The 22,812-nt window shown below is 31.0% G+C and carries 19 protein-coding genes; 6 read left to right on the forward strand and 13 right to left on the reverse strand.

Annotated elements, in window-relative coordinates; genetic code table 11:
• Positions 1-120: 120 nt before the first annotated feature.
• The 8 genes from ACN5J4_RS05770 to ACN5J4_RS05805 are packed head-to-tail and all read right to left on the reverse strand — an operon-like array spanning position 121 to position 11,379.
• A complete protein-coding gene (locus ACN5J4_RS05770; protein ID WP_418649069.1) occupies positions 121-1,890 on the reverse strand; it encodes a cytochrome c oxidase subunit I in 1,770 nt (589 codons plus the stop codon).
• A gap of 28 nt (positions 1,891-1,918) precedes the next feature.
• The gene (locus ACN5J4_RS05775) at positions 1,919-2,926 is read right to left on the reverse strand and encodes a cytochrome c oxidase subunit II (RefSeq protein ID WP_418649070.1); all 1,008 of its coding nucleotides are present in this window, start codon (positions 2,924-2,926) and stop codon (positions 1,919-1,921) included.
• A 34-nt stretch (positions 2,927-2,960) separates the two neighbouring features.
• Positions 2,961-4,379 (reverse strand): quinol:cytochrome C oxidoreductase, encoded by a 1,419-nt coding sequence (locus ACN5J4_RS05780; RefSeq protein WP_418649071.1) that lies wholly within the window; start codon positions 4,377-4,379, stop codon positions 2,961-2,963.
• A gap of 25 nt (positions 4,380-4,404) precedes the next feature.
• Entirely contained in the window at positions 4,405-4,950 is a 546-nt protein-coding gene (locus ACN5J4_RS05785) for a c-type cytochrome (RefSeq protein WP_418649072.1), read from the reverse strand.
• Between the two features lie 9 nt (positions 4,951-4,959).
• Positions 4,960-5,487: a DUF3341 domain-containing protein gene (locus tag ACN5J4_RS05790; protein WP_101918163.1), complete on the reverse strand. Its 528-nt coding sequence runs from the start codon at positions 5,485-5,487 to the stop codon at positions 4,960-4,962.
• Entirely contained in the window at positions 5,477-6,877 is a 1,401-nt protein-coding gene (gene nrfD / locus ACN5J4_RS05795) for an NrfD/PsrC family molybdoenzyme membrane anchor subunit (protein WP_418649073.1), read from the reverse strand. The genes ACN5J4_RS05790 and nrfD overlap by 11 nt, the downstream gene beginning before the upstream one ends.
• A 28-nt stretch (positions 6,878-6,905) precedes the next feature.
• Positions 6,906-10,052, reverse strand: a complete 3,147-nt coding sequence (locus tag ACN5J4_RS05800) for a TAT-variant-translocated molybdopterin oxidoreductase (protein ID WP_418649074.1) — start codon at positions 10,050-10,052, stop codon at positions 6,906-6,908.
• Positions 10,053-10,083: 31 nt separating this feature from the next.
• Positions 10,084-11,379 carry a cytochrome c3 family protein gene (locus ACN5J4_RS05805; RefSeq protein ID WP_418649075.1) on the reverse strand — a complete coding sequence of 432 codons (1,296 nt, stop codon included), beginning with the start codon at positions 11,377-11,379 and terminating at the stop codon, positions 10,084-10,086.
• Positions 11,380-11,592: 213 nt separating this feature from the next.
• Here ACN5J4_RS05805 and ACN5J4_RS05810 point away from each other — a divergent pair, with 213 nt between their 5' ends.
• Positions 11,593-11,955, forward strand: a complete 363-nt coding sequence (locus ACN5J4_RS05810) for an SPOR domain-containing protein (RefSeq protein WP_418649076.1) — start codon at positions 11,593-11,595, stop codon at positions 11,953-11,955.
• 65 nt (positions 11,956-12,020) lie between these two features.
• Here ACN5J4_RS05810 and ACN5J4_RS05815 read toward each other — a convergent pair whose 3' ends face one another.
• Both ACN5J4_RS05815 and ACN5J4_RS05820 read right to left on the reverse strand, forming a co-directional pair.
• Entirely contained in the window at positions 12,021-13,919 is a 1,899-nt protein-coding gene (locus tag ACN5J4_RS05815) for an amidophosphoribosyltransferase (protein WP_418649077.1), read from the reverse strand.
• Between the two features lie 84 nt (positions 13,920-14,003).
• On the reverse strand, positions 14,004-14,930 hold the full coding sequence (locus ACN5J4_RS05820) for a PfkB family carbohydrate kinase (RefSeq protein ID WP_418649078.1): 927 nt from the start codon (positions 14,928-14,930) through the stop codon (positions 14,004-14,006).
• A gap of 72 nt (positions 14,931-15,002) precedes the next feature.
• Between ACN5J4_RS05820 and ACN5J4_RS05825 the strand changes: the two genes are divergently transcribed.
• The 5 genes from ACN5J4_RS05825 (at position 15,003) to ACN5J4_RS05845 (ending at position 18,434) form a co-directional block, all read left to right on the forward strand.
• A complete protein-coding gene (locus tag ACN5J4_RS05825; RefSeq protein WP_418649079.1) occupies positions 15,003-15,425 on the forward strand; it encodes a SufE family protein in 423 nt (140 codons plus the stop codon).
• 19 nt (positions 15,426-15,444) lie between these two features.
• Positions 15,445-15,765 (forward strand): DUF59 domain-containing protein, encoded by a 321-nt coding sequence (locus tag ACN5J4_RS05830; RefSeq protein WP_418649080.1) that lies wholly within the window; start codon positions 15,445-15,447, stop codon positions 15,763-15,765.
• A 2-nt stretch (positions 15,766-15,767) separates the two neighbouring features.
• Positions 15,768-16,274: a DUF2480 family protein gene (locus ACN5J4_RS05835; protein WP_418649081.1), complete on the forward strand. Its 507-nt coding sequence runs from the start codon at positions 15,768-15,770 to the stop codon at positions 16,272-16,274.
• An 85-nt stretch (positions 16,275-16,359) separates the two neighbouring features.
• On the forward strand, positions 16,360-17,274 hold the full coding sequence (locus ACN5J4_RS05840) for a DUF3078 domain-containing protein (protein ID WP_418649082.1): 915 nt from the start codon (positions 16,360-16,362) through the stop codon (positions 17,272-17,274).
• 86 nt (positions 17,275-17,360) lie between these two features.
• On the forward strand, positions 17,361-18,434 hold the full coding sequence (locus ACN5J4_RS05845) for a CNNM domain-containing protein (RefSeq protein ID WP_418649083.1): 1,074 nt from the start codon (positions 17,361-17,363) through the stop codon (positions 18,432-18,434).
• 58 nt (positions 18,435-18,492) lie between these two features.
• On the opposite strand, the gene ACN5J4_RS05850 is transcribed toward ACN5J4_RS05845, so the two are convergent.
• The 3 genes from ACN5J4_RS05850 to ACN5J4_RS05860 all read right to left on the reverse strand — a co-directional run bounded on the left by ACN5J4_RS05850 (position 18,493) and on the right by ACN5J4_RS05860 (position 22,733).
• A complete protein-coding gene (locus ACN5J4_RS05850; RefSeq protein WP_418649084.1) occupies positions 18,493-21,186 on the reverse strand; it encodes a TonB-dependent receptor in 2,694 nt (897 codons plus the stop codon).
• Between the two features lie 18 nt (positions 21,187-21,204).
• Entirely contained in the window at positions 21,205-21,933 is a 729-nt protein-coding gene (locus tag ACN5J4_RS05855) for an energy transducer TonB (protein WP_418649085.1), read from the reverse strand.
• A 116-nt stretch (positions 21,934-22,049) separates the two neighbouring features.
• Complete coding sequence (locus ACN5J4_RS05860) at positions 22,050-22,733, reverse strand: energy transducer TonB (protein WP_418649086.1); 684 nt, start codon at positions 22,731-22,733, stop codon at positions 22,050-22,052.
• Positions 22,734-22,812: the final 79 nt, after the last annotated feature.

A 22,812-nucleotide genomic window follows, 5' to 3' on the forward strand; every position in this document is an offset into this window, starting at 1 on the left:
TTTGTTTGTAATAATTGTTACGCTATGCAATAGCTAATGCTAAAGTACAATTACTACTTATATTATTAAAACAAAAAAGCCTTCCAAAATTTGGAAGGCTTATAAAAACTAATTTATGTATTAAGATGGTTCTTCGCCATCTAATAATGGAATAGTTTGTAGCACAAAATCTTTACCATGTAAATACTCACCGTTTTCGTCTGTTTTACTATAGTCATAAGCCCATCTATGAACTTCAGGAATAGCTCCTGGCCAGTTTCCATGAACATGTTCTACTGGTGTAGTCCATTCTAAAGTATTAGATTTCCAAGGATTTTGTGTAGCTTTTTGACCTCTGTACATTGATATAAAAAAATTGGCTAAAAATATTAATTGAGCAGCACCACCTAAAAATGCCATTAGGGTCATAAATACGTTAATATCTGCTAAATCATCAAACATTGGAAAATTTGTATTCGTATAATAACGGCGCGGTAAACCTGCTAAACCAACAAAGTGCATTGGAAAAAATACACCATACGCAGAGATTATAGTTAACCAAAAGTGCCAGTACCCTAATGTTTTATTCATCATTTTACCGTACATCTTAGGAAACCAATGATACACACCAGCAAACATACCTAATAAAGCAGATACTCCCATTACTAAGTGAAAATGAGCTACTACGAAATATGTATCGTGCACGTTGATATCTAAAGCAGAATCTCCTAAAACTAATCCTGTTAAACCTCCTGTTACAAATGTAGAAACTAATCCGATAGAAAATAACATTGCTGGGTTTAACTGTAAGTTACCTTTCCAAAGCGTTGTTACATAGTTAAATGCTTTTACTGCCGATGGAATCGCAATTAATACTGTTGTAAAAGTAAACACAGATCCTAAGAAAGGATTCATTCCTGATACAAACATATGATGCCCCCAAACAATTGTTGATAAAAAGGCAATTGCCATAATAGATCCAATCATAGCTCGGTAACCAAAAATTGGTTTACGTGCGTTAGTTGATATAACTTCAGATGTAAGCCCCAATGCTGGTAATAAAATAATATAGACTTCTGGGTGACCTAAGAACCAGAATAAGTGTTCAAACAAAACTGGCGATCCACCTTGATAATGTAATACTTCTCCTGAAATAAAAATATCTGATAAGAAAAATGATGTTCCGAAACTTCTATCAAATATTAATAATAAAGCTGCTGATAATAAGACAGGAAATGAAACAACACCAATAATTGCAGTTACAAAAAATGCCCACATTGTTAATGGTAATCGTGTCATTTTCATTCCTTTTGTTCGTAAATTCAAAATGGTAACAATGTAATTTAAAGATCCTATTAATGAAGAGGCTATGAATATAGCCATAGACACAAGCCATAAAGTCATTCCTGTACCAGAACCAGGAATTGCTTGTGGTAATGCTGATAAAGGTGGATAAATTGTCCAACCTGCTGAAGCAGGCCCAGCTTCTACAAAAAGTGAAATAATCATAATTACTGATGATAAGAAAAATAACCAGTATGAAACCATGTTTAAGAAACCTGAAGCCATATCACGAGCTCCAATTTGTAATGGTATTAATAAGTTAGAAAAAGTACCACTTAAACCTGCGGTTAATACGAAAAAAACCATTATTGTACCATGAATTGTCACCAATGCTAAGTACATGTCAGGATCCATAATTCCATCGGTCTGATGATTTCCTAAAAATGCTTCTATTATTGAAAAAGATGTTTCCGGCCATGCTATTTGTAAACGAAATAACATAGACATAAATCCTCCTATAACACCCATAAATATACCCGTAACAAGAAATTGTTTCGAGATCATTTTATGATCTTGACTAAAGATGTATTTAGTTACAAATGTTTCTTTGTGATGATGATCTGACATAATCTGTATATACTTTTAAAAAATATCTTTATTTAATAACTTGAGCTAACGTTTTTTGTTCTGATAACCACTTGTCATATTCAGCTTGTTCAACGACAGTGATTTTCATTTGCATGTTGTAGTGAGATGCACCACAAATTTTATTACACAATAACAAATAATCAAACTCATAAGGATCTTCTCCTTTTACCTTTCTAATTTTATTTATTCCTTCGGTCTTTGCTATTACTTCAGAATTTACACGCATTTCGGCTGTAGTAAATTTTGGTGTAAATGCAAATTGAGTAACCATACCTGGAACACAGTTCATTTGTGCACTAAAATGAGGCATGTAAGCGGAATGTAATACATCTTGTGACCTAAATTTAAATAAAACCTTTTTACCTTTTGGTAAAACCATTTCTGTCACCTTTTTATCGTCCTGAGCATTAGGGTCTGACATATCAACTCCCATGGAATTTATTCCCTTTATGAAATTAACATTTCCTAATCCTAATTCATTGTCTTCCCCTGCATAACGTGCTTGCCAATCAAACTGTCTAGAGTAAACTTCAATTACAATTGGGTTTTCATCATCTCCAACATACATTATGTTATTCCAAGCCCATAAACCGTAACCTATCAATAGTACAATTGTTACTGCAGGAATAACTGTCCAAATTATTTCTAACTTATGACTATCGGCATAAAATAATGCCTTATTATCCTTTTTACCTCTATATTTATAAGTAAAAAAGAAAATTAAAAACTGCATACCAAATTGAACAATACCTAATAACCAAAATGTAATGTCAAACAAGTTATCATGATGTTCTCCTTCTATAGAAGCAGACTCTGGTAGCATAATTACATTCATTGCTATTAAGCAATAAACCATCATTGCATATAAGAATATTAAAAAACCTATGGCTAATTTACCTTGTTTCTCATTGTCCTTGTCTGTAGCTATAACAGAACGAAGATTCATGATACGTGTAATTTGCCAGAAACTAACTCCTATTGCAATTGCTATGAAAATATAAAATAAAGCGAGCATATTATCTAAACTATTTGTTTATTAATTATAATTATTAATGATTACTATCTTCTCCTCTGTGTTCGATATTATAGTAATGGTGTGTTTCACTTTCATGTAAGAAAGGGTTTCCTTTTGCTAATGGATTTGCTTTAGCAAATGCACTAAAAGTAGCATATATAAATAATCCTAAGAAAAATAAAATTCCACTTATTTCTCCAATTCCAAAACCATATTGAGCTCCAACAGTTCCTGGCATAATCATAACAAAAACATCTAAGTAATGCCCTGCTAATATTACTATACCTCCTATTGTTACAAACCAAGGTATACTTTTAAAATCACTATTTAATAACAATAGTATAGGGAAAATAAAATTCATAACAACCATTGCTAGAAATGGCACTTGGTACTCATTCATTCTTAATAAATAATAAGTAGTTTCTTCAGGAATATCAGCATACCAAATTAACATAAATTGAGAAAACCATAAGTATGTCCAGAATACAGAAAAACCGAACATATATTTAGCTAAATCATGGATATGACTATCATTAACAAAAGGTAAATGACCTTTTGCTCTTAAGTATATTGTTACAAAAGCAATAACTGTTAAAGCAGACACTAAGAATGTTGCTAATACATACCAACCAAATAATGTAGAGAACCAGTGAGGATCTATTCCCATAATCCAATCCCAAGACATCATTGATTCAGTAATCATAAAAAGAAATAAGAAAATTACAGAAATATTATAATTTCTTTTATGTAATTTTAAATCTCCATTTTCTTGTTTGATTGATCCTTTTCTAATTACAAAACGATATACATTCCATACTATTAAATAAAAAATACTTCTAATTAACCAACCTGGAGTATTTAAAAACCATTTTTTACCATCTACAACAGCATCATAGTTTGGACTTTGAGGATCAAAAACTCCCTCTGCCATCCATGGAAATAAATGATTCATATGCATAAATGTAGCAATTAAAAATACTAACATAATTGCACTTACATAATGTAAATTAGCTGTAATAGCTTCCATTACTCTAAATAAAACAATAGACCAACCTGCTTGTGCCACTCTTTGAATTGCATAAAAAGCCAATACTAGTAATGTAACCCCTAAAAAGAACATTAGTGCTACAAAGAATGCCGCCCATGGGCGATTTTGCATCTGATGAAAAACATGAGATGCGTGTTCATCTTCATGGTTTTCTGTATGTCCATGTGTTGAATCTATATCATTTTTTTGATGATTTTCAACATTGTCAATAGTGTGTGCTGATGATTTTTTATGAGATTCAACAATACTATGGTTACTACCATGAGCATTATGTTGTTTAGCTATAATCTCTTTTGCTTCTTCTAATGTTTTAGGTGCCGACATAAAACTGATGGCAGTACCTAAAGCTCCTAAAACCATAAGAGCAATAGCAAGTATTTTTAATTTTCCTGTAAACTGGTACATATCTTAACTATCTATTATAGACTTATTATAATTCGCTTCTTAATTTCTCAACATACTGTACAACTTGCCAACGCTCTTTGTACTGTAATTGTGCTGCGTGAGATCCCATTAAATTTTTACCATACATAATAACATGATAAATATTTCCTGGATTTAAATCTCTCTCTTTATAGTTTGGTATTCCGTTAAATTTATCTCTTTGAGATAAAACTCCGTTACCATCACCTTTTGATCCATGACAAGTAGCACAATAAATTCCGTATAATTCTTTACCTTTTGCTAAATTTTTTTCAGTAATTGCTAAAGGGTTCTTTAATTCTAACTTAGCTTTTTCATATCCCTCATTTGTGTTAGGAATATCATAAGCTACTATACCTTTTCTACTAACTGTACCTGCAACAGGTAATCTATCAACCATCTCTCCATTAACTCCATTTGCTCCGTTTGCATCATAAGGAACAGATACATACATGTCAGGCATGTATTGTAATTGAGGTGTACGTTTGTCTCCACATGAAATAACACTTGTTATTACAACTAAAGCGACGATTATTTTCACAAAACTCTTCATATCTCTCTATTAGTGCTTTTCTACTATGTTAATTTCTACTGCACCTGTTGTTGCTAATAAAGCCTTTAACTCTTCTTCATTATCATGAACAGGAATTTCCATTAAAAAATGGTCATCTGTAGTCCTTGGATCTGGATTTTCTGCTTCTTTAAACGGCCATATTCTACTTCTCATATAAAAAGTTATAACCATTAAATGAGCTGCAAAAAACACGGTTAATTCAAACATAATTGGTACAAATGCTGGCATATTTGTAAACCAACTGAAGTTAGGCTTACCTCCAATATCTTGTGGCCAATCTTGAATCATCATGTAATTAGTCATCCAAATAGCAAAGCACAAACCTGTAATTCCGTAAAAGAATGCAGTAATTGCTAAACGTGTTGGAGCTAATCCTAAAGCTTTGTCTAATCCATGAACTGGAAATGGACAAAATACTTCTTCAATGTGATGATGTTCTCCTTTGATTTTCTTAACGGCATCCATTAAGATATCATCATCATTATAAAATGCGTGAATTACTTTACTAGTGCTCATTGTTCTCTTCTCTTAATTTTTTAAAATTCTCTCCTGAAGATTTCAAGATTGTCTTAACTTCTGCTTGTGCAATTACAGGAAATGTTCTTGCATATAATAAGAATAATACAAAGAAAAATCCAATAGTTCCTACAAAAATACCTACATCAACAAATGTTGGTTCAAAACGCCACCATGTTGATGGTAAGTGTCCTTTACTTAATACAATTGCGATAATATCGAAACGCTCAAACCACATTCCTATGTTGATAATGATCGAAATAATAAAAGAAAAAATAAAACTTCTTCTTAATTTTTTAATCCATAAAAACTGTGGCATTATAATGTTACATATTAATAATGACCAAAATGCCCATCCATATGCACCAGCTTCAGCACCAAAAGATAAATAAGTGTAATTTTCGTAAGGTGATCCTGTATACCAAGCTATAAAGAATTCTGTAGCGTAAGCTACAGCTACAATACCACCTGTTAAAAGAATTACAATATTCATATATTCAACATGTAAACGTGTAATGTACGCTTCCATATTGGTAACTTTACGCATAACACCTAATAAAGTTTGTACCATTGCAAACCCAGAGAATATTGCTCCTGCTACGAAATATGGTGGAAATATTGTCGAGTGCCATCCTGGGTTAATAGATGTAGCAAAATCCATAGATACAATTGTGTGTACTGAAAGTACTAATGGAGTAGCTAAACCTGCTAAAACTAATGAAACCTCTTCAAAACGTTGCCAATCTTTAGCCCTACCTGACCATCCGAAAGATAATAAAGCATATATTTTCTTTTGAAAAGGTTTTACAGCTCTATCACGTATCATAGCAAAATCAGGCAATAAACCTGTCCACCAGAAAACTAACGATACTGATAAATAAGTTGAAATTGCAAATACATCCCATAATAATGGTGAGTTAAAGTTTACCCATAGCGAACCAAATTGATTTGGCATTGGTAAAACCCAATATCCATTCCATGGACGCCCCATGTGAATAATTGGAAATAAACCTGCTTGGAATACCGCAAATATTGTCATTGCTTCAGCAGAACGGTTAATTGCCATTCTCCATTTTTGACGGAATAATAATAGTACTGCTGAAATTAATGTTCCTGCGTGACCAATACCTACCCACCATACGAAGTTGGTAATATCCCATGCCCAACCAATATTTTTACTTAATCCCCACACACCAATACCTGTACCGACTGTGTAGAAAATACATCCAAACCCCCATAACATTGCTGCTAAGGAAATAAAGAATGCGATATACCAATTTTTGTTTGCTTTACCTTCAATGGGTTTTGCAATGTCTTCAGTGATATCATGGTAACTTTTGTTACCCAACACTAAAGGTTCTCTATAAGATGATTCGTAATGAGACGACATAAATCTATATACTTGTTAATTTTTATTATTAAGCTTCGTTTGTATTCCTTACTTTCACTTGATATACTACATTTGGTTTAGTACCAATATAGTCTAATACATGGAAAGCTCTATCATCCTCTTTTAATGAGGCTACCTTATCTTCAGAATTATTTACATCTCCAAACACCATTGCTCCTGTAGAACATGCTGATGAACAAGCTGTTTCAAATTCATCTTTATTAACTGCTCTACCTTCTTTTTTGGCCTTTAAAATTGTTGCTTGTGTCATTTGAATACACATAGAACATTTTTCCATAACTCCTCTTGAACGAACTACTACATCAGGATTTAAAACCATCTTTCCGTATTCATTATTCATATTAAAGTCAAATTCATTGTTTTCTGAATAATTAAACCAGTTAAAACGACGAACTCTGTAAGGACAGTTGTTTGCACAATATCTTGTACCTACACATCTGTTATATGCCATTTGATTTTGACCTTGACGACCGTGTGATGTAGCTGCTACTGGACATACTGTTTCACATGGAGCATGATTACAGTGCTGACACATCATTGGCTGAAAGGCTACTTCAGGGTTTTCTGCTGAATTTTCTAAGGCGTCAAATAAATCACCTTTACTTAATTCTAATACTCTTTCGGTATACTTTCTTTCTACATCTTTATTTGCTAAGCTAGGATTTTGAGCTTTAAATTCTTCAATAGTCATTGAAGCTTCGTACTGCTTATCAGCAACAGTAGATGAATAGTAACGATCAATACGTAACCAGTGCATATCTCTACCAACACGTACTTCATCCTTACCTACAACTGGCACATTATTTTCTGCATGACATGCAACTACACATGCTCCACATCCTGTACATGATGTTAAATCAATAGATAAATTAAAATGATGCCCTACCTCTCTATTATGCTCTCCCCATAAATCAACACTTTTAGCTTCAACCTCTTGATGATCATATGATACCATTGCAGGCTTATTCCAGGTATGCTTAGGGTCTAATTTTTTATTATTTACTTGTTTTAAAGTAGCTTCTTTTAAAATATCATGACGACCTGCAAGTGTACTTTGTACTTGTGTACATGCAAATTTATGCCACCCTGATGTTTTAACGATAGAAACATTATACTGTATATTGTTTCCATCTTTATACAAAGGGTAAGCATTTAATCCAACTTGCATTTCCTCTTTTAAACCTTGAATTCTTCCGTACCCAAGTGCCAAACCAACTGAACCTTTAGCTTGACCTGGCTGAATCATTACTGGTACTTTTTCAATAGAAACTCCATTAACTGTTACAGTAGCATAGTTACCATTAATAGCTCCATTATCTTTAACTGGATTTTCAAAACCTAATTCCTTAGCATCAGCCATTGAAACTGTCAAATAGTTATCCCAAGAAGCACGTGTAATAGGATCTGGCAACTCTTGTAACCAAGGGTTATTAGCTTGCTTACCATCACCTAGTGCAGTTGATGTAAACAAGTTTAACTCGAAACCTGAAGCTTTACTTGTTTTCTCTAATAATAGAGAAGCTGAAGTATTTAAATTTACAAATGATTCAAAAGTTACTTGCTCTTCTTCTAATGTAGCAACTGATTTAAAGTAACCATCATGCAACGCTTGATTCCACGAAGCCCCTCCTAAAACGGTAGTACTCCAAAATTCCTTTAATGTATCGTAATAATTTGTAGTGCTACCTGACCATTTTAATAACACATCTTGTAACTGACGTGTATTAAATAATGGAGAAATTGTTGGCTGCATTAAACTATACGTTCCTTTGGTTGCCATTATATCTCCCCAACTCTCTAAGTTGTGAGGCGCAGGCAATGTATATTGTGTTGCATTTGCTGTTATATCATTTTGAGTAGCGATTGCAACAGATAATTTCAACTTTTTAATTCCTTCTGCTAAATCAGAAGCATTTGCTAACGTGTATAAAGGATTTGTATTATAGGTTACTAACCCTTTTACTTTTCCTGATTTAATATCTGTAACTAATTGATTTACTTGTGCATCATTACCTTGGCGTGTTAAATTAACAGCTTTGGTATCAAATATTTGACTTTGTAACTTCTCGTTAATAGCAAAAGCAATTAACTGAGCGTTTTTATCATTTAATCCTGTAACTACAACTCCTTTAGAACCTGCTTTTTTCAAATCGCTAGCTAGCTTTTTAATTTCAGCATCTAATTTTGTTGCTTTTGAAGGAAGTGATTCACCTGTTACAGCATTATATAAATTAACCAAAGCATATACCTGATTAGAAGGTTTTACCACCATTCTTTTATCAGCATTTGCTCCTGCTAATGACATATTACTTTCTATCTGAACATGGTAAGACATTTTACCAGAATCAGCTCTACGACCATCAGCATATGATTTTTCATAACCACCTTGCCAATCACCAATAAAATCTGCTCCAATAGAAACGATTACCTCTGCTTTACTAAAATCATAATTAGGTAAAGCTCGTGTACCGTACATTGCTTCAAAAGCATCAGCGGTAGCACTTTCTGAAATAGCATCATAAACAACGTGCTTTACGTTTGGATATACTGCGATAAAATCAGCAATAACTTTTTCAGTAGAAGGACTTGCTAACGTTCCTGTTAATAACACTACTGATTCGTTTGCTTCTTTTAATTCATTAAGCGTTGCGATGATTTCTTTATCTGCAGCTTCCCAAGAAATTTCAGCGCCTTCTTTTTTAGGTTCTTTTAAACGTAATTGAGCATCATATAATGATAAAACCGATGCTTGCGTACGTGCGTTTGTTTCACCTCCCGCTTGCTTATTAGGCATTACAAGAATAGGACGCCCTTCGCGTGTTTTAACTAATACGTTTGCAAAATCAAAACCATCAGCTATTGTAGTTGCATACCAATCAGCAACACCTACAACAATATCATTTGGTTGTACTACATATGGGATTGATTTTCTTACGGGACCCTCACATGCTGCTAAAGAAGCGGCAGCGGTGGTAAATCCAACATATTTCAAGAAATCTCTACGTGAGGTTGATGATGTTTCTAATGTATCCTTATCACCTAAAAACTCATCTGTAGGAATATCTTGTACAAACTCATTATTACGTAGCGTTTCAACAACAGAACCATCTTTTAGTTCTTCAACACTTTGCCAGTATTTTTTGTTTAAAGCCATTTATATACGTGTTTTTCTACTTTCTAATTGATTAATAGTGGCACTTACCACACTCTTTTCCTCCTAATTGAGCAATTGTAACTTGATCAACGCCATACTTTGCTGCCAATTGCTTATGAATTTTAGCATAGTATTCGTTTCCTTTTAAGTCAACCTTTGTTTCTTTATGACAATCAATACACCAACCCATTGTTAATGGCGAATATTGATATACTTCTTCCATTTCCTCTACAGGGCCATGACATTTCTGGCATTTTAAACCAGCAACTGTAACATGTTGTGAATGATTAAAATATGCGAAATCTGGTAAATTATGAACTCTAACCCACTTCACAGGTTTTGTTATTCCAGTATATTCTAAGTTATCAGCGTCCCAACCAGCAGCTTCGTATATCTTAGCGATTTCTTTATCTAAATCTGTTTTAGTTAATATATGATCATCCATAACAACCTTAGTATCATCTGCTACTTCTGAAATATTCTTATGACAGTTCATACAAACATTCACTGAAGGAATACCTGATGTTTTACTATGTTTTGCTGATGAGTGACAATATTGACAATCAATTTTATTATCACCTGCATGAATTTTGTGTGAAAAAGCTATCGGCTGTATTGGCTGATATCCCTCATCTACACCCACCTTAAAAAGTGTTCCAAATAAGAAATAAATAGCTACTAAAGCAAAAAAGATAACAATTAAAATCTGCAAGAACGTATTCTTCTTAAGCCCCTCCCACAAATCAGCTGTTTGACCAACTACACCAGGAGTTTTAGGCGCCCCTTTTAACTCACTAATTGTCTTCAACAAACTAGCAACAATTAAAAAAGCAACAACTACAGCAGCCCCTAATACATAAATCAACCAACCTGGAGCTTCTCCTTTTCCAGAACTAGCTTGACCTACAGCAACAGCTCCTTCAACAACCTTCTTTACTTCACCTACTGTTGTATAATAAAGAATATCATCTATATTCTTATCTGTTAGCTGAGGAAATGCAGACATACTAGATTGATTATACTCTTCAAAAACCTCTACAGCATCCTTATCTCCAGAAGCTCTTAAAGCTGCATTATCTTTAATCCATGCTTTCAACCAAGCATTCTCTCTTCTACTTTCTACGCCACCCAACTTAGGACCTACAAGTTTCTTATCTAATTTGTGACATGAAGCACATAAAGACTTAAATAATTTTTTCCCTTCCTTTTGACGAGCTTCATCAACATCTTGTGAAAATGCTGAAAAACTGACAAATAAAACTAAAAAGAAAGCTAAACTCCTTACGAGTGTTTGGGTTAATCTGCTGTGATGTTTCACACTTTTCATACTTTATAAGTTTTGTATCTGTTTTTGGTACAATTTCTTCTATTACGGCTATTCTAATATAACATTATAGAAGCTCACGCAAAAGTACTACTTCTGTCTAAATTGTGAAATGTTAAGAGATTGGTAATTTATAATTTATATTTATTCTAAATAACTTACACAAACAATCTATTAGATTACAAGTTATTACTTTTGTTAAAAGTTTTAATAAAAATGAAAAAAACAAAATTTACACTACTATTAATTTCAATGATTTTTATTGAGGTTCTAGATACAAATGCACAAAGTAAATACACTGAAAACAAATACATTACTTCTATTATTAACAAAAAAAAAGAATACAATAAAAATAATGGGACTGGGTATAGAATTCAACTTTATAATGGTTTAGAAAATAAAGCGAAGAGTTTATGCTCTAAGTTTCGAGCTGAATACCCTGGTGTTTACACTAAAATTAAATATGATCAACCTGACTGGAAAGCTCAAGTCGGTGACTACAGAACAAGACTTCAGGCTGACAAAGCGCTAAATAAAATAAGAGAAAAATTTAATGGCGCCATCGTTATTCCCCTTTAATAAAGTATAAAAAAAGCGAAATCAATTGATTTCGCTTTTTTTATATACTAAGTAGTTATACTTAATTAATAAGCTCTTTTATCATTACCTTCATAAAAGTTAATAAAGGCTTGGTTGACTACACGATTACCACCGTCTGTAGGATAATCTCCCGTAAAATACCAATCACCTAAATTATCAGGGCAAGCTTTGTGTAAATTAGCTACATTCTGAAAAATTACTTCAACATCTGTTTTAATATCAGATGTTTTTAATAATTCTGCAATTTTACTAGAAATTTGTTCGTCAGTAAAAGGAGCATATACTTCTTTTACAAAATTTACAACATCTTTATCTTCGCTAGTTTCTTGTTTTTTACATTTAGCATATACCGTATCAATAATATCATATTGATTAGTTTGTTTTAATAATGCTAAAGCAGCTTTAAAAGCTATAAAATCATTAATTTTTGCCATATCAATACCGTAACAATCAGGGTAACGAATTTGTGGCGCAGAAGAAACAACAACAATCTTCTTAGGATTTAATCGATCTAATATTTTAATAATACTTTTCTTCAAAGTTGTACCACGAACAATACTATCATCAATAATTACTAAATTATCAGTAGGTTTAACTACACCATAAGTTACGTCATAAACATGTGCAACAAGGTCATCTCTACTACTGTCGTTTGTAATAAAAGTTCTTAGCTTAGCATCTTTAATAGCAATTTTATCAAAGCGAGGTCTTTTTGATAAAATTTCAATAACATCTTCTTTTGATAATTTTCCACTTCCAGCTAATATTGCAGTTGTTTTTTGTTGATTTAAAACATCTTCAGCAGCTTCCATCATTCCAAAAAATGATGTTTCAGCAGTGTTAGGAATGTATGAGAAAACAGAATTTTCGATATCATCATCAATAGACTTTAAGATGTTAGGAAAAACGTATTTTCCTAAATTCTTACGTTCTGTATAAATATCAGCATCATTTCCTCTAGAAAAGTATATTCTTTCAAAAGAGCAAGCTTTTTTAGTACGTTGTTCTAAAACTGGAGCCATTGAGGTTTTTCCACTTTTCTTGATAATTAAGGCGTGTCCTCTATCAATTTCTTTAATTTCATCAATAGGAACATTAAATACGGTTTGAATCGCAGGACGTTCGGACGCAACAACTACAACTTCATCATCTTGATAATAAAATGCAGGACGAATTGCTGACGGATCTCTTAATACAAAGGCATCACCGTGTCCTAATAAACCAGCCATGGCATATCCACCGTCCCAATTTTTTGCAGAACGTTGTAAAATTCGTTGAATATCTAAATTCTCTTCGATATAACCAGAAGCATCTTTTTTACTATAACCTATTTCTTTTGCTTTAACATATAATTTAGAAACTTCATCCTCCAAGAAATGACCTATTTTTTCCATTACCGTAACGGTATCGGTTGCTTCTTTTGGATGTTGTCCTAATTCTATTAGATCATTTAAAAGTTGTTTCGAGTTGGTCATATTAAAATTACCTGCAACAAGTAAATTTTGATGTTTCCAATTACGCTGACGTAAAAAAGGGTGTACATTTTCGATAGAATTTCCTCCAAAGGTACCATAACGAACATGCCCTAAAAATAGATTTCCTAAATAAGGAACATTATCTTCTTGCCATTTTGTATCGTCAGCTTTCTCTGGATTTTCTTGAAGAACGCCGTTAATTCTATCGTTTATTTTACCAAAAATATCTTTAATTGGTTGTGGTTGGTTAGAACGGATTCTACTAATATAGCGTGTTCCTTGTGCTACATTAAATTTTATACTTGCCAATCCTGCACCATCTTGTCCACGATTGTGTTGCTTTTCCATTAATAAATACATTTTATTTACACCATAAAAAGCGGTTCCGTATTTATCTTTATAGTATTGTAATGGTTTTAATAATCGTACCATTGCAATACCGCACTCATGTTTAATAGCATCACTCATTTGAAAAAAATATTTTAAAAGGGTATTGTGTTTATTCTAATTTTTTTGACTAAAAAATCCGCAACAAAAAGCGCAGATTTTTATTTATGATAATTGAATGTCAAACTGTGTTAATTCTTTAAAAGCTTGCAAACGTGTTTGCACTTCTTCTTTGGTTAGTGCTTCCATTCGTGTTGTTCCAAATTTTTCTACACAAAAAGAGGCTAAATTAGCACCATAAATAATTCCATTTTTCATATTTTCAAATGAAATATCTTCGGTTTTTGCTAAATACCCACAAAAACCTCCTGCAAAAGTATCACCAGCCCCTGTAGGGTCAAATACTTCAGCTAATGGCAATGCAGGTGCAAAAAACATTTTCTCTTTGTTAAATAATAACGCTCCATGTTCTCCTTTTTTAATAACAACATATTTAGGCCCCATTTCATGAATCTTATTTGCTGCATTTACCAACGAATACTCACCAGTTAATTGACGTGCTTCTTCATCATTAATTGTAATAACATCTACACGTTTTAAAACAGCATGTAATTCTATCAAAGCAATATCCATCCAAAAATCCATAGTATCAAGTACCACCAATTTTGGACGTTTGCTCATTTGGTCTAAAACTGACGCTTGTGTTAATGGATGTAAATTTCCTAACATTACAATCCCAGCATCTTTAAATTGTTCAGGTACTACTGGTATAAAATGCTCTAACACATTTAATTCGGTAATTAAAGTATCACGTGAATTCATATCGTTATGATATTTACCGCTCCAAAAAAAAGTTTTACCTTCTTTTACAACTTCAATACCATCTGTATTAATTCCTTTATTATTCATCATATCTAAATATGATTTGGGAAAATCTCCTCCAACCACAGAAACCACTCCGGTTTTAACTCCAAAATTAGATGCTGACAAACCTACATATGTTCCTGAACCTCCTAATATTTTATCTGTTTTACCAAAAGGTGTTTCAATAGCGTCAAATGCTACGGTACCAACTACTAATAATTTACTCATTTCTTATTTTTTTACTGTAATTTTGCACTTTTAACAACGTGTCTTTAGACAGTACAAAAATAGTTTTAAAAAATGACTATCAAAGAAATACAAGAAGAAATTATTGACGAGTTTTCTATGTTTGATGACTGGATGGAGCGTTATGAGTATATAATTGACTTAGGTAAATCGTTACCAATAATAAATGAAGCTTATAAATTAGATGAAAACCTAATTAAAGGATGTCAATCAAAAGTTTGGCTATATTCTGAACTCAAAAACGATACCGTTCAATTTACAGCAGATAGCGATGCTATTTTAACCAAAGGGATTGTAGCATTATTATTAAGAGTATACTCAAATCAAACTCCAAAAGAAATTTTAAATGCAGATACTGCATTTATTGATCAAATTGGCTTAAAAGAGCACTTAAGTCCTACTCGTGCTAATGGTTTGGTATCAATGGTGAAACAAATAAAAATGTATGCGATTGCACAACAATCGAAATTAGTATAATTTTAAAAAGTAGACAACGATGACAGATAAAGAGTTAGACGAGTTAGGAGATAAAATAGTAGGTGTTTTAAAAACAATTTATGATCCTGAAATTCCAGTAGATATATATGAATTAGGGTTAATTTATGATGTATTTGTTTCTGAAGAGAATAATGCTAAAATTTTAATGACATTAACATCACCTAACTGTCCGGTAGCTGAAAGTTTACCTGTTGATATTGAAGAAAAAGTAAAATCATTAAAAGAAATTAACAGCTGTGAGGTTGAAATTACTTTTGATCCTACTTGGACTCAAGAAATGATGAGCGAAGAAGCGAAGTTAGAATTAGGAATGTTATAAGAATGTCTGAAGAAATTATAAACAGAGTTACGGATAGTAAATTAACAACCATTGATCTTGAGGATTTTTATCCTAAGGGTAATCGTGTTGTTTTTGATATTAAAAATTGGTTATATGAAGGCTTAATTCTTCGTGAAAAAGATTTTAGGGAACAAGTGAAAAATCATGATTGGTCACAATACAAAGACAACTATATAGTACTTACATGCTCTGTAGATGCTATTATTCCTTCTTGGGCATATCTTTTATTAGCAACTAAACTAACTGATTTTGCTAAAAAAGTAGTAGTTGGTGATTTAGAATTGTTAGAAACTGTAATTTTTAATGATATTATTACAAATTTAGATACCACTTTATATCAAGATAAAAGGGTAATAATAAAAGGGTGTTCTAATAAACCTATTCCACAAAGTGCTTATACACTGTTGATAAGTAAAATTCAACCTATATGTAAAAGTATTATGTTTGGAGAAGCATGCTCAACGGTTCCTTTATTTAAAAATAAATAATAAAATTAGTGACTTTTATAAAATAAAGTAGTCTAATTAAATAGCGTAGATTCGCGCTCTTAAAAATTTTAATAAATTTAACATAATGAAAAAAGTAATTTTAACATTTGCATTTGTATGCGCTATTGCTTCTTTAAAAGCACAAACTGTTGAAGAATTAAAAAAAGATCTTGCAACTAAAAATGGAGAAATAGGCAAATTACAAAGTGAAGCAAACGCTTTACAATCTAAAATTAATGCTTTTCCTGGATGGAAATATGGGGCATTTGGTACTATTGGTGCAAATTTTTCTGGTTTTGACAATTGGTATTCTAATGCTGTTCCTAATTCATCTGCAGGTAATGTAGGTATTACTGTTAATGGTTTTGCTAACTTAGATAGAGAAAAATATTTTTGGAGAAACTCTGGTAATATTAATTTAGGCTGGGTCAAGTTAGATGATAAAGATGCAGCTGAACGTGACACAGAATTCAAAGGAACTACTGATGTTTTTACAATAACTTCGTTATTTGGATACAAATTGACAAAAACATTAGCTATTTCTACACTAGCTGAATACAGAACTTCTTTTATTAAGAACTTTAATGACCCAGGATATTTAGATTTTGGAGTTGGTGCTACTTGGATACCAATACCTGAATTAGTTGTTGTTGCACATCCTTTAAATTACAATTATGTATTTAGTAAATCAGGATCTGAATATACATCATCTTTAGGTGCAAAAATTGTTGCAGAATACAATAAAAAAATTGGTAACTTTAAATTTAGATCTAATTTATCTACTTTTCAAAGCTATAAATCTTCAGATTCATCAAATACAACTTGGATAAACTCTATAGGTTTTAATATATGGAAAGGTATTGGAATAGGAATTGAATCTGGTTTAAGAACCAATAAACAAGAAACATTTAACTCTTCTCTAACAAATTTCCCATCATTAGAAGCAACACCTAGTAAAATACAATCATACTGGTTAGCTGGTTTAAGCTATGGCTTCTAGTTAAAAATTATTTAAATATTTTTATAAAACCTCAAGATTATACTTGAGGTTTTTTATTTTCTTTATTTTTACTAAAATTTTAAAAAATGACTTTACTATTAATTTACGCAACAGTATCTATCTTTTTTTCTTTTATCTGTTCAATTCTAGAAGCGGTTCTACTAAGTGTAACCCCTACTTTTGTTAATGTAAAAAAGAAAGAAGGAGAGATTTTTGCGACACAGTTAGAAATACTAAAAAAAGATGTAGATAAACCTTTAATTGCAATACTTACATTAAATACACTTGCACATACTGTTGGGGCTATCTTAGTTGGTACTGAAGCTAAGAAAATATTTAATGATGATGGTTATGGAGTTTTTGCGGTATCGGCAGCTATGACTATTTTAATTTTAGTCGCATCTGAAATTATACCTAAAACAATTGGAGCCACTTACTGGAAACAGCTTGCTAAATTTACAACAAAGGCTTTAAAAATTATGATTTTTCCATTAAAATGGACAGGTACTTTATGGGTACTTCAATTAACAACTAAATTAATTGGAGGAAAAGGCGCACATGGCGAAAGTGTTTTAAGTAGAGAAGATTTTTCTGTAATGACAGATATTGCTGAACAAGAAGGTGTTTTTCATGAAAACGAAAGCAATGTTATTAGAAATATGTTAAACTTTAAAGATATTCAAGCAAAAGATATTATGACGCCACGTACGGTTATTATAACTGCGAACGAGAATCAAACTATACAATCATTTTTTGACAATAATAAATCATTACATTTTTCAAGAATACCAGTTTTTACTGATAAACCTGATAATATAACAGGATACTTTCTAAAAAATCAACTGTTACTTGCCTTGATTGATAATAAAGGTAATGAAACCTTAAAATCAATTAAAAGAGCTATAATTGTGGCTAATAGAGATTTATCTATTCCTGATTTATTTAACAAACTAGTTAAACAGCGTGAACATTTAGCATTAGTTGTTGATGAATATGGTTCTGTAAGTGGATTGGTTACTCAAGAAGATGTAATTGAAACTTTACTCGGTTTTGAAATCATGGATGAAAGTGATAGTGTTGCTGATTTACAAAATTTAGCTAAAAAAAATTGGGAGAAAAAATCTAAAAATATAAATATTATTGAAAATTCTAATAAATAAAAATTCTAATAAAAAAGAGAAATTATATAATTTCTCTTTTTTATTAGAATTTTTATTATTAATTTATTACCCAAGAAACATAGTACATTGAACCTATTAATCCAGAGCCTGGAGCAACCATATATTCTTTCCCTATTAAATTAGTGCCTCCTACTTTTATTGATGATTTTAATGAAGGTATTCTATAATTTACCTGAGCATCTAAAATGGTTCTACTATCAATATTACCTGTTAAAAAACTTGATTGCCATAAAAAGTTGTTTTGCCATCTAGCATTCAAATTAAATCCAAAATTTTTAAATAAATTAGCATTACCAAACATAAGTTTAATTTGATGTTCTGGTGTATTAAAACCTGCCTGAAAATCTTTATCATCACCTTGATTAAATATTAATTTACTTAAAGTATAACTAGCTCCAAAATTATATGTTTTAAAAAATTTAGTGTTTAAACCTACTCCAAAACCATAAGATTGTACACTAGCTAACGTATTTGTATTTAATGAAAAACGAGTAAAATCTTCATTAGAAAAAGCTGTTTGTGCATCTGAATTAGGCACACCATTAATAACTTCACCATAATTGGGTACTATTACATTCTTAGTTGCCACAAAGTTATCATATTGATTATAGTAACCATTTACATCTAACTCCATAACATTGGTATCACTTAAGTTTACAATACTTCTGTATCCTAACTCATAGGAAGTAACTTTTTCTGATTTTACAGGAGCAGGCTTTACATAAACAGGAGTATTATTTTCTAAAACAAACGATTTACCAAAAACATCTTTACCTGTAATAATACTCGTACCTCCATTATTATTTGCAACTTCTGCAGTAAAACGATCTATATTTTCGTTTGATGTACCCAAAAGAAACCTATTAGGCCCCGATTTTAAACCAATATACTGCTCTAAAGTACTAGGTGTTCTAAAACCTGTTTGATATGATATTCTTAATATTTTATTCTCCTTTATAGAATAATTAAAAGCAATCCTTGGAGAAAAATTACCTTTAAAATTTTTTGATTTATCATAACGTACAGAACCTGTAAACTTTAAACGATCATCTAAAAACTTTTTTTGTACTTGTGAATATGCTCCAATCATATCAAAATCAATTGGATCATATTTATCTGTAAATAATGTTCCTTGTGAATTAATATTAAATTTTCGGTAAGAACCTCCAACTTGAATTTCACCCCAATTAATTATATCCCTAAAATTATAATTACCTTCTATATTGTATAGCTTTGTTCTATCACTAATACCTGCTCCTCCTTCACTAATTGGTTTACTTATAACGTCAGCTAGTGCTTCTGAAAAAGCTTTGGTACCAGCTTGTAACCTATTTCTATCAGCATAATCTCTAGCGTCTTTATCGTTTCCTCCAGTAACATCTGTTATATTTCCTGAAAATGCTGTAGCATATTCATTAAACCAATTTTCATTAGAACTATACTTTTCATTTAAAGCAATTCCTGAATAACGTAAATCATAAGTAGAACCAGTCATATTTGCTGTATAATACCCTCTAACAAAAAAGTTTTTACCTAAAAACTCTATCTTATGCTGTTCTATATAAAAATCTTGCTGAGAAAATCTATTAGTTCCTTGGTATAAATTATCACCTTGTGAGAATCGAGAATTAAGCACCACTTCTAATTTATCATCACCAAAAGGTCTAACATGTAAAGATCCATCAAACTTTAAGCCATTACCATTATAATCATGTAATTGATTCTCAGCATATCCTGTTCTAGAAACTGTACCTATACCTGGTATTGCATAAGAAATTTCATCTCCATAAAAATTTACACCATCATAATTTAGCGTATTATTTCGATTTCCTTCTTTTATAACTCCTCCAACACCTGTAGTGTTTGAATCATCATTAGCATGCCATTCTTCAGCTTTATAAAGTACAAGGTTAGCTTTTACTGCAAAATAATTATTAAATTTATAAGCCATTCTAATACCTAAATCATAAAATTGTTCTGATCCTGATTCTTCTTGATTAATAAACCCTGTTTTATAATAAGTACTTATTCCATCATAATCAAAAGGATTTTTACTTTTCATTAATAAAATACCATTAAATGCATTTGCTCCATATAAAGCAGATGATGCTCCTGGTAATATTTCAACATCTTTGACATCTAGCTCTGATAAACCAACTATGTTTCCTGCGGAGAAGTTTAATGCAGGTATTGAGGTTTCAACTCCATCAACTAACTGAACAAATCTAGTATTATCAAAAGTTGAAAAACCACGTGAATTTATCGATTTGAAACCATAACTAGCCTCACGTGAATCTATTCCTTTTAAATTAGTTATGCCATCAAAAAATGATACTGATGTGTTATTTTTAATATCTGTAATACCTATTCGTTCAATAGTTACTGGTGATTCAAGAACTCGTTCTGGTGAACGTGATGCCGAAATTACAACTTCATCTAAGGCTGTATTTTCTTTTAAAATAATATTTAGTTCTTGATCTATTGAAGTAACTTCTATTACTTCTTTTCTATAACCAAAAGCTGTTACCTGAACTGTAAATGGTAAGTTTTTTGATATTTTTAAGGTGAAATTACCTTCAATATCTGAAATTGAACTATTTTCTAAAGAATTTATAAGTGCGCTTGGAAATGGTTCTAAATATTCATTATAAACTCTTCCTGATACTGTAAGCTGTGCTGATAAAGCAATAGTATTTATTAAAAATAGTAATAATAGTAGTTTTTTTAGCATATTAATTTAATTTAATTTTTATTCCTCTAGAGCAAACATAATTGGAAAACCATATTTAACAGAAACTCTACCACCTTCAGTTTTAGCAGGTACAAACTGAGGTAATTTAGAAACTACTCGAATAGCTTCTTGATTTAATATTAATCCATTTTTAGGACCTAATGTTTTAATATTTTTAACCTCTCCATTTTTATCTATAATAAAACGAACCCATACCTCTCCTTGAATAGATTCTTTAATAGCATCACTTGGATATCTAAAATGTTTCGATATGTGTCTAACCATATTTTCATTAAAACAGTCTAGTCTTCTATTTTTTCTAACTTTTTTACAAGCACTAAATAAAGGTATCTTATCAACAGCACTAAATTTAGAAGCATTTTTTAATTCTTCAATTGTTAGTTTGTTTTTAACATCTTCTATATTTCCTTTAAGAGATATCGTTTTTGCTATTGTTTCTTTTTGAATTGTATTTTTTACATCAGACAAACCTATTCCACTTAGAGTTGAAACCTCTTTTTGTATTGACTTTTCTCTTTTTTTAAGATTTCGTCTATTGGCAGATACTTTTACTGAAATTAATCTTGTTTTTTTATCTCGCTTATCTTTAGATTCTTTAATAGTACATTTAGTTATACTAATACTATTTAAATCAATGTCAGTTTCATCTGGAGATTTACATACTTCTTGAGACATAATGCTAATAGAAAAAGTACCTATTATCATTAATAATGATATTATTTTCATAACTAAAGGGGGTATTTTTTATAAAATAATGAATCGATAGCAACAATTAAATTATTTTAAGACAAATATATTAAATATTAATTAAACACTTCTCTACATGTTAAATTAATGTTAAATTACGTGTTATTTAGAGTAAAATTTACTGGTAACTTATACAAGACATTAACAGGACTTCTGTTATGCTTTCCTGGAATAAATTTAGGCAACAACGAAAAAACCCTAAACACCTCATTAACAAGAATATTACTATTAAAAATATGTGATTCAATAACCTGTATATTTGTTATATAACCATTAACATCAATAACAAAACTAACTTCTAAGCTACCTTCAACACCATGTTTTATAGCTCTTAAAGGGTATTTAAAATGAGTAAGTATATGTTTTTTCATCGCAAGATTAAAACAGTCTATTTTATTTGAAAAATCTGACTTACAGGATGTAAATACTGGTATTTCATCTACAGTATCAAAAGATACGTATTTTTTTTTCACCTTTTTTTTAAGAAGCGCCAATAAACTAGTATTTACCCTATTAATAGGTTTTATTTTTAAAATATCATTTGTTTTTAAATTACTAACCGAATAAACGATAGGATTCAAATGGGACCGCTTTTTAAAATATCTTCTATAAGTAAGAATGTTACTTTGTGTTAATACAGAATCTTTAACAATATTACTCTTATTTATTAAACACTTATTAACAGTATTATAGTCAATAATAACTTTAGTAATACATGTTTCTTGACAAAAAACTTGAGATACACTAAAAAGAGTTATAAATATTAATATATTATTCATTACTTTTCTTTTTAAAATTATAAATAATGCATACTTAAAAAGCTAACATTATAAAACATGTTACTTAAAATTAAAAAGA

Source organism: Tenacibaculum aestuariivivum (genome assembly GCF_964507685.1).
In the GTDB taxonomy this organism is placed as follows: Bacteria; Bacteroidota; Bacteroidia; order Flavobacteriales; family Flavobacteriaceae; genus Polaribacter; species Polaribacter aestuariivivum.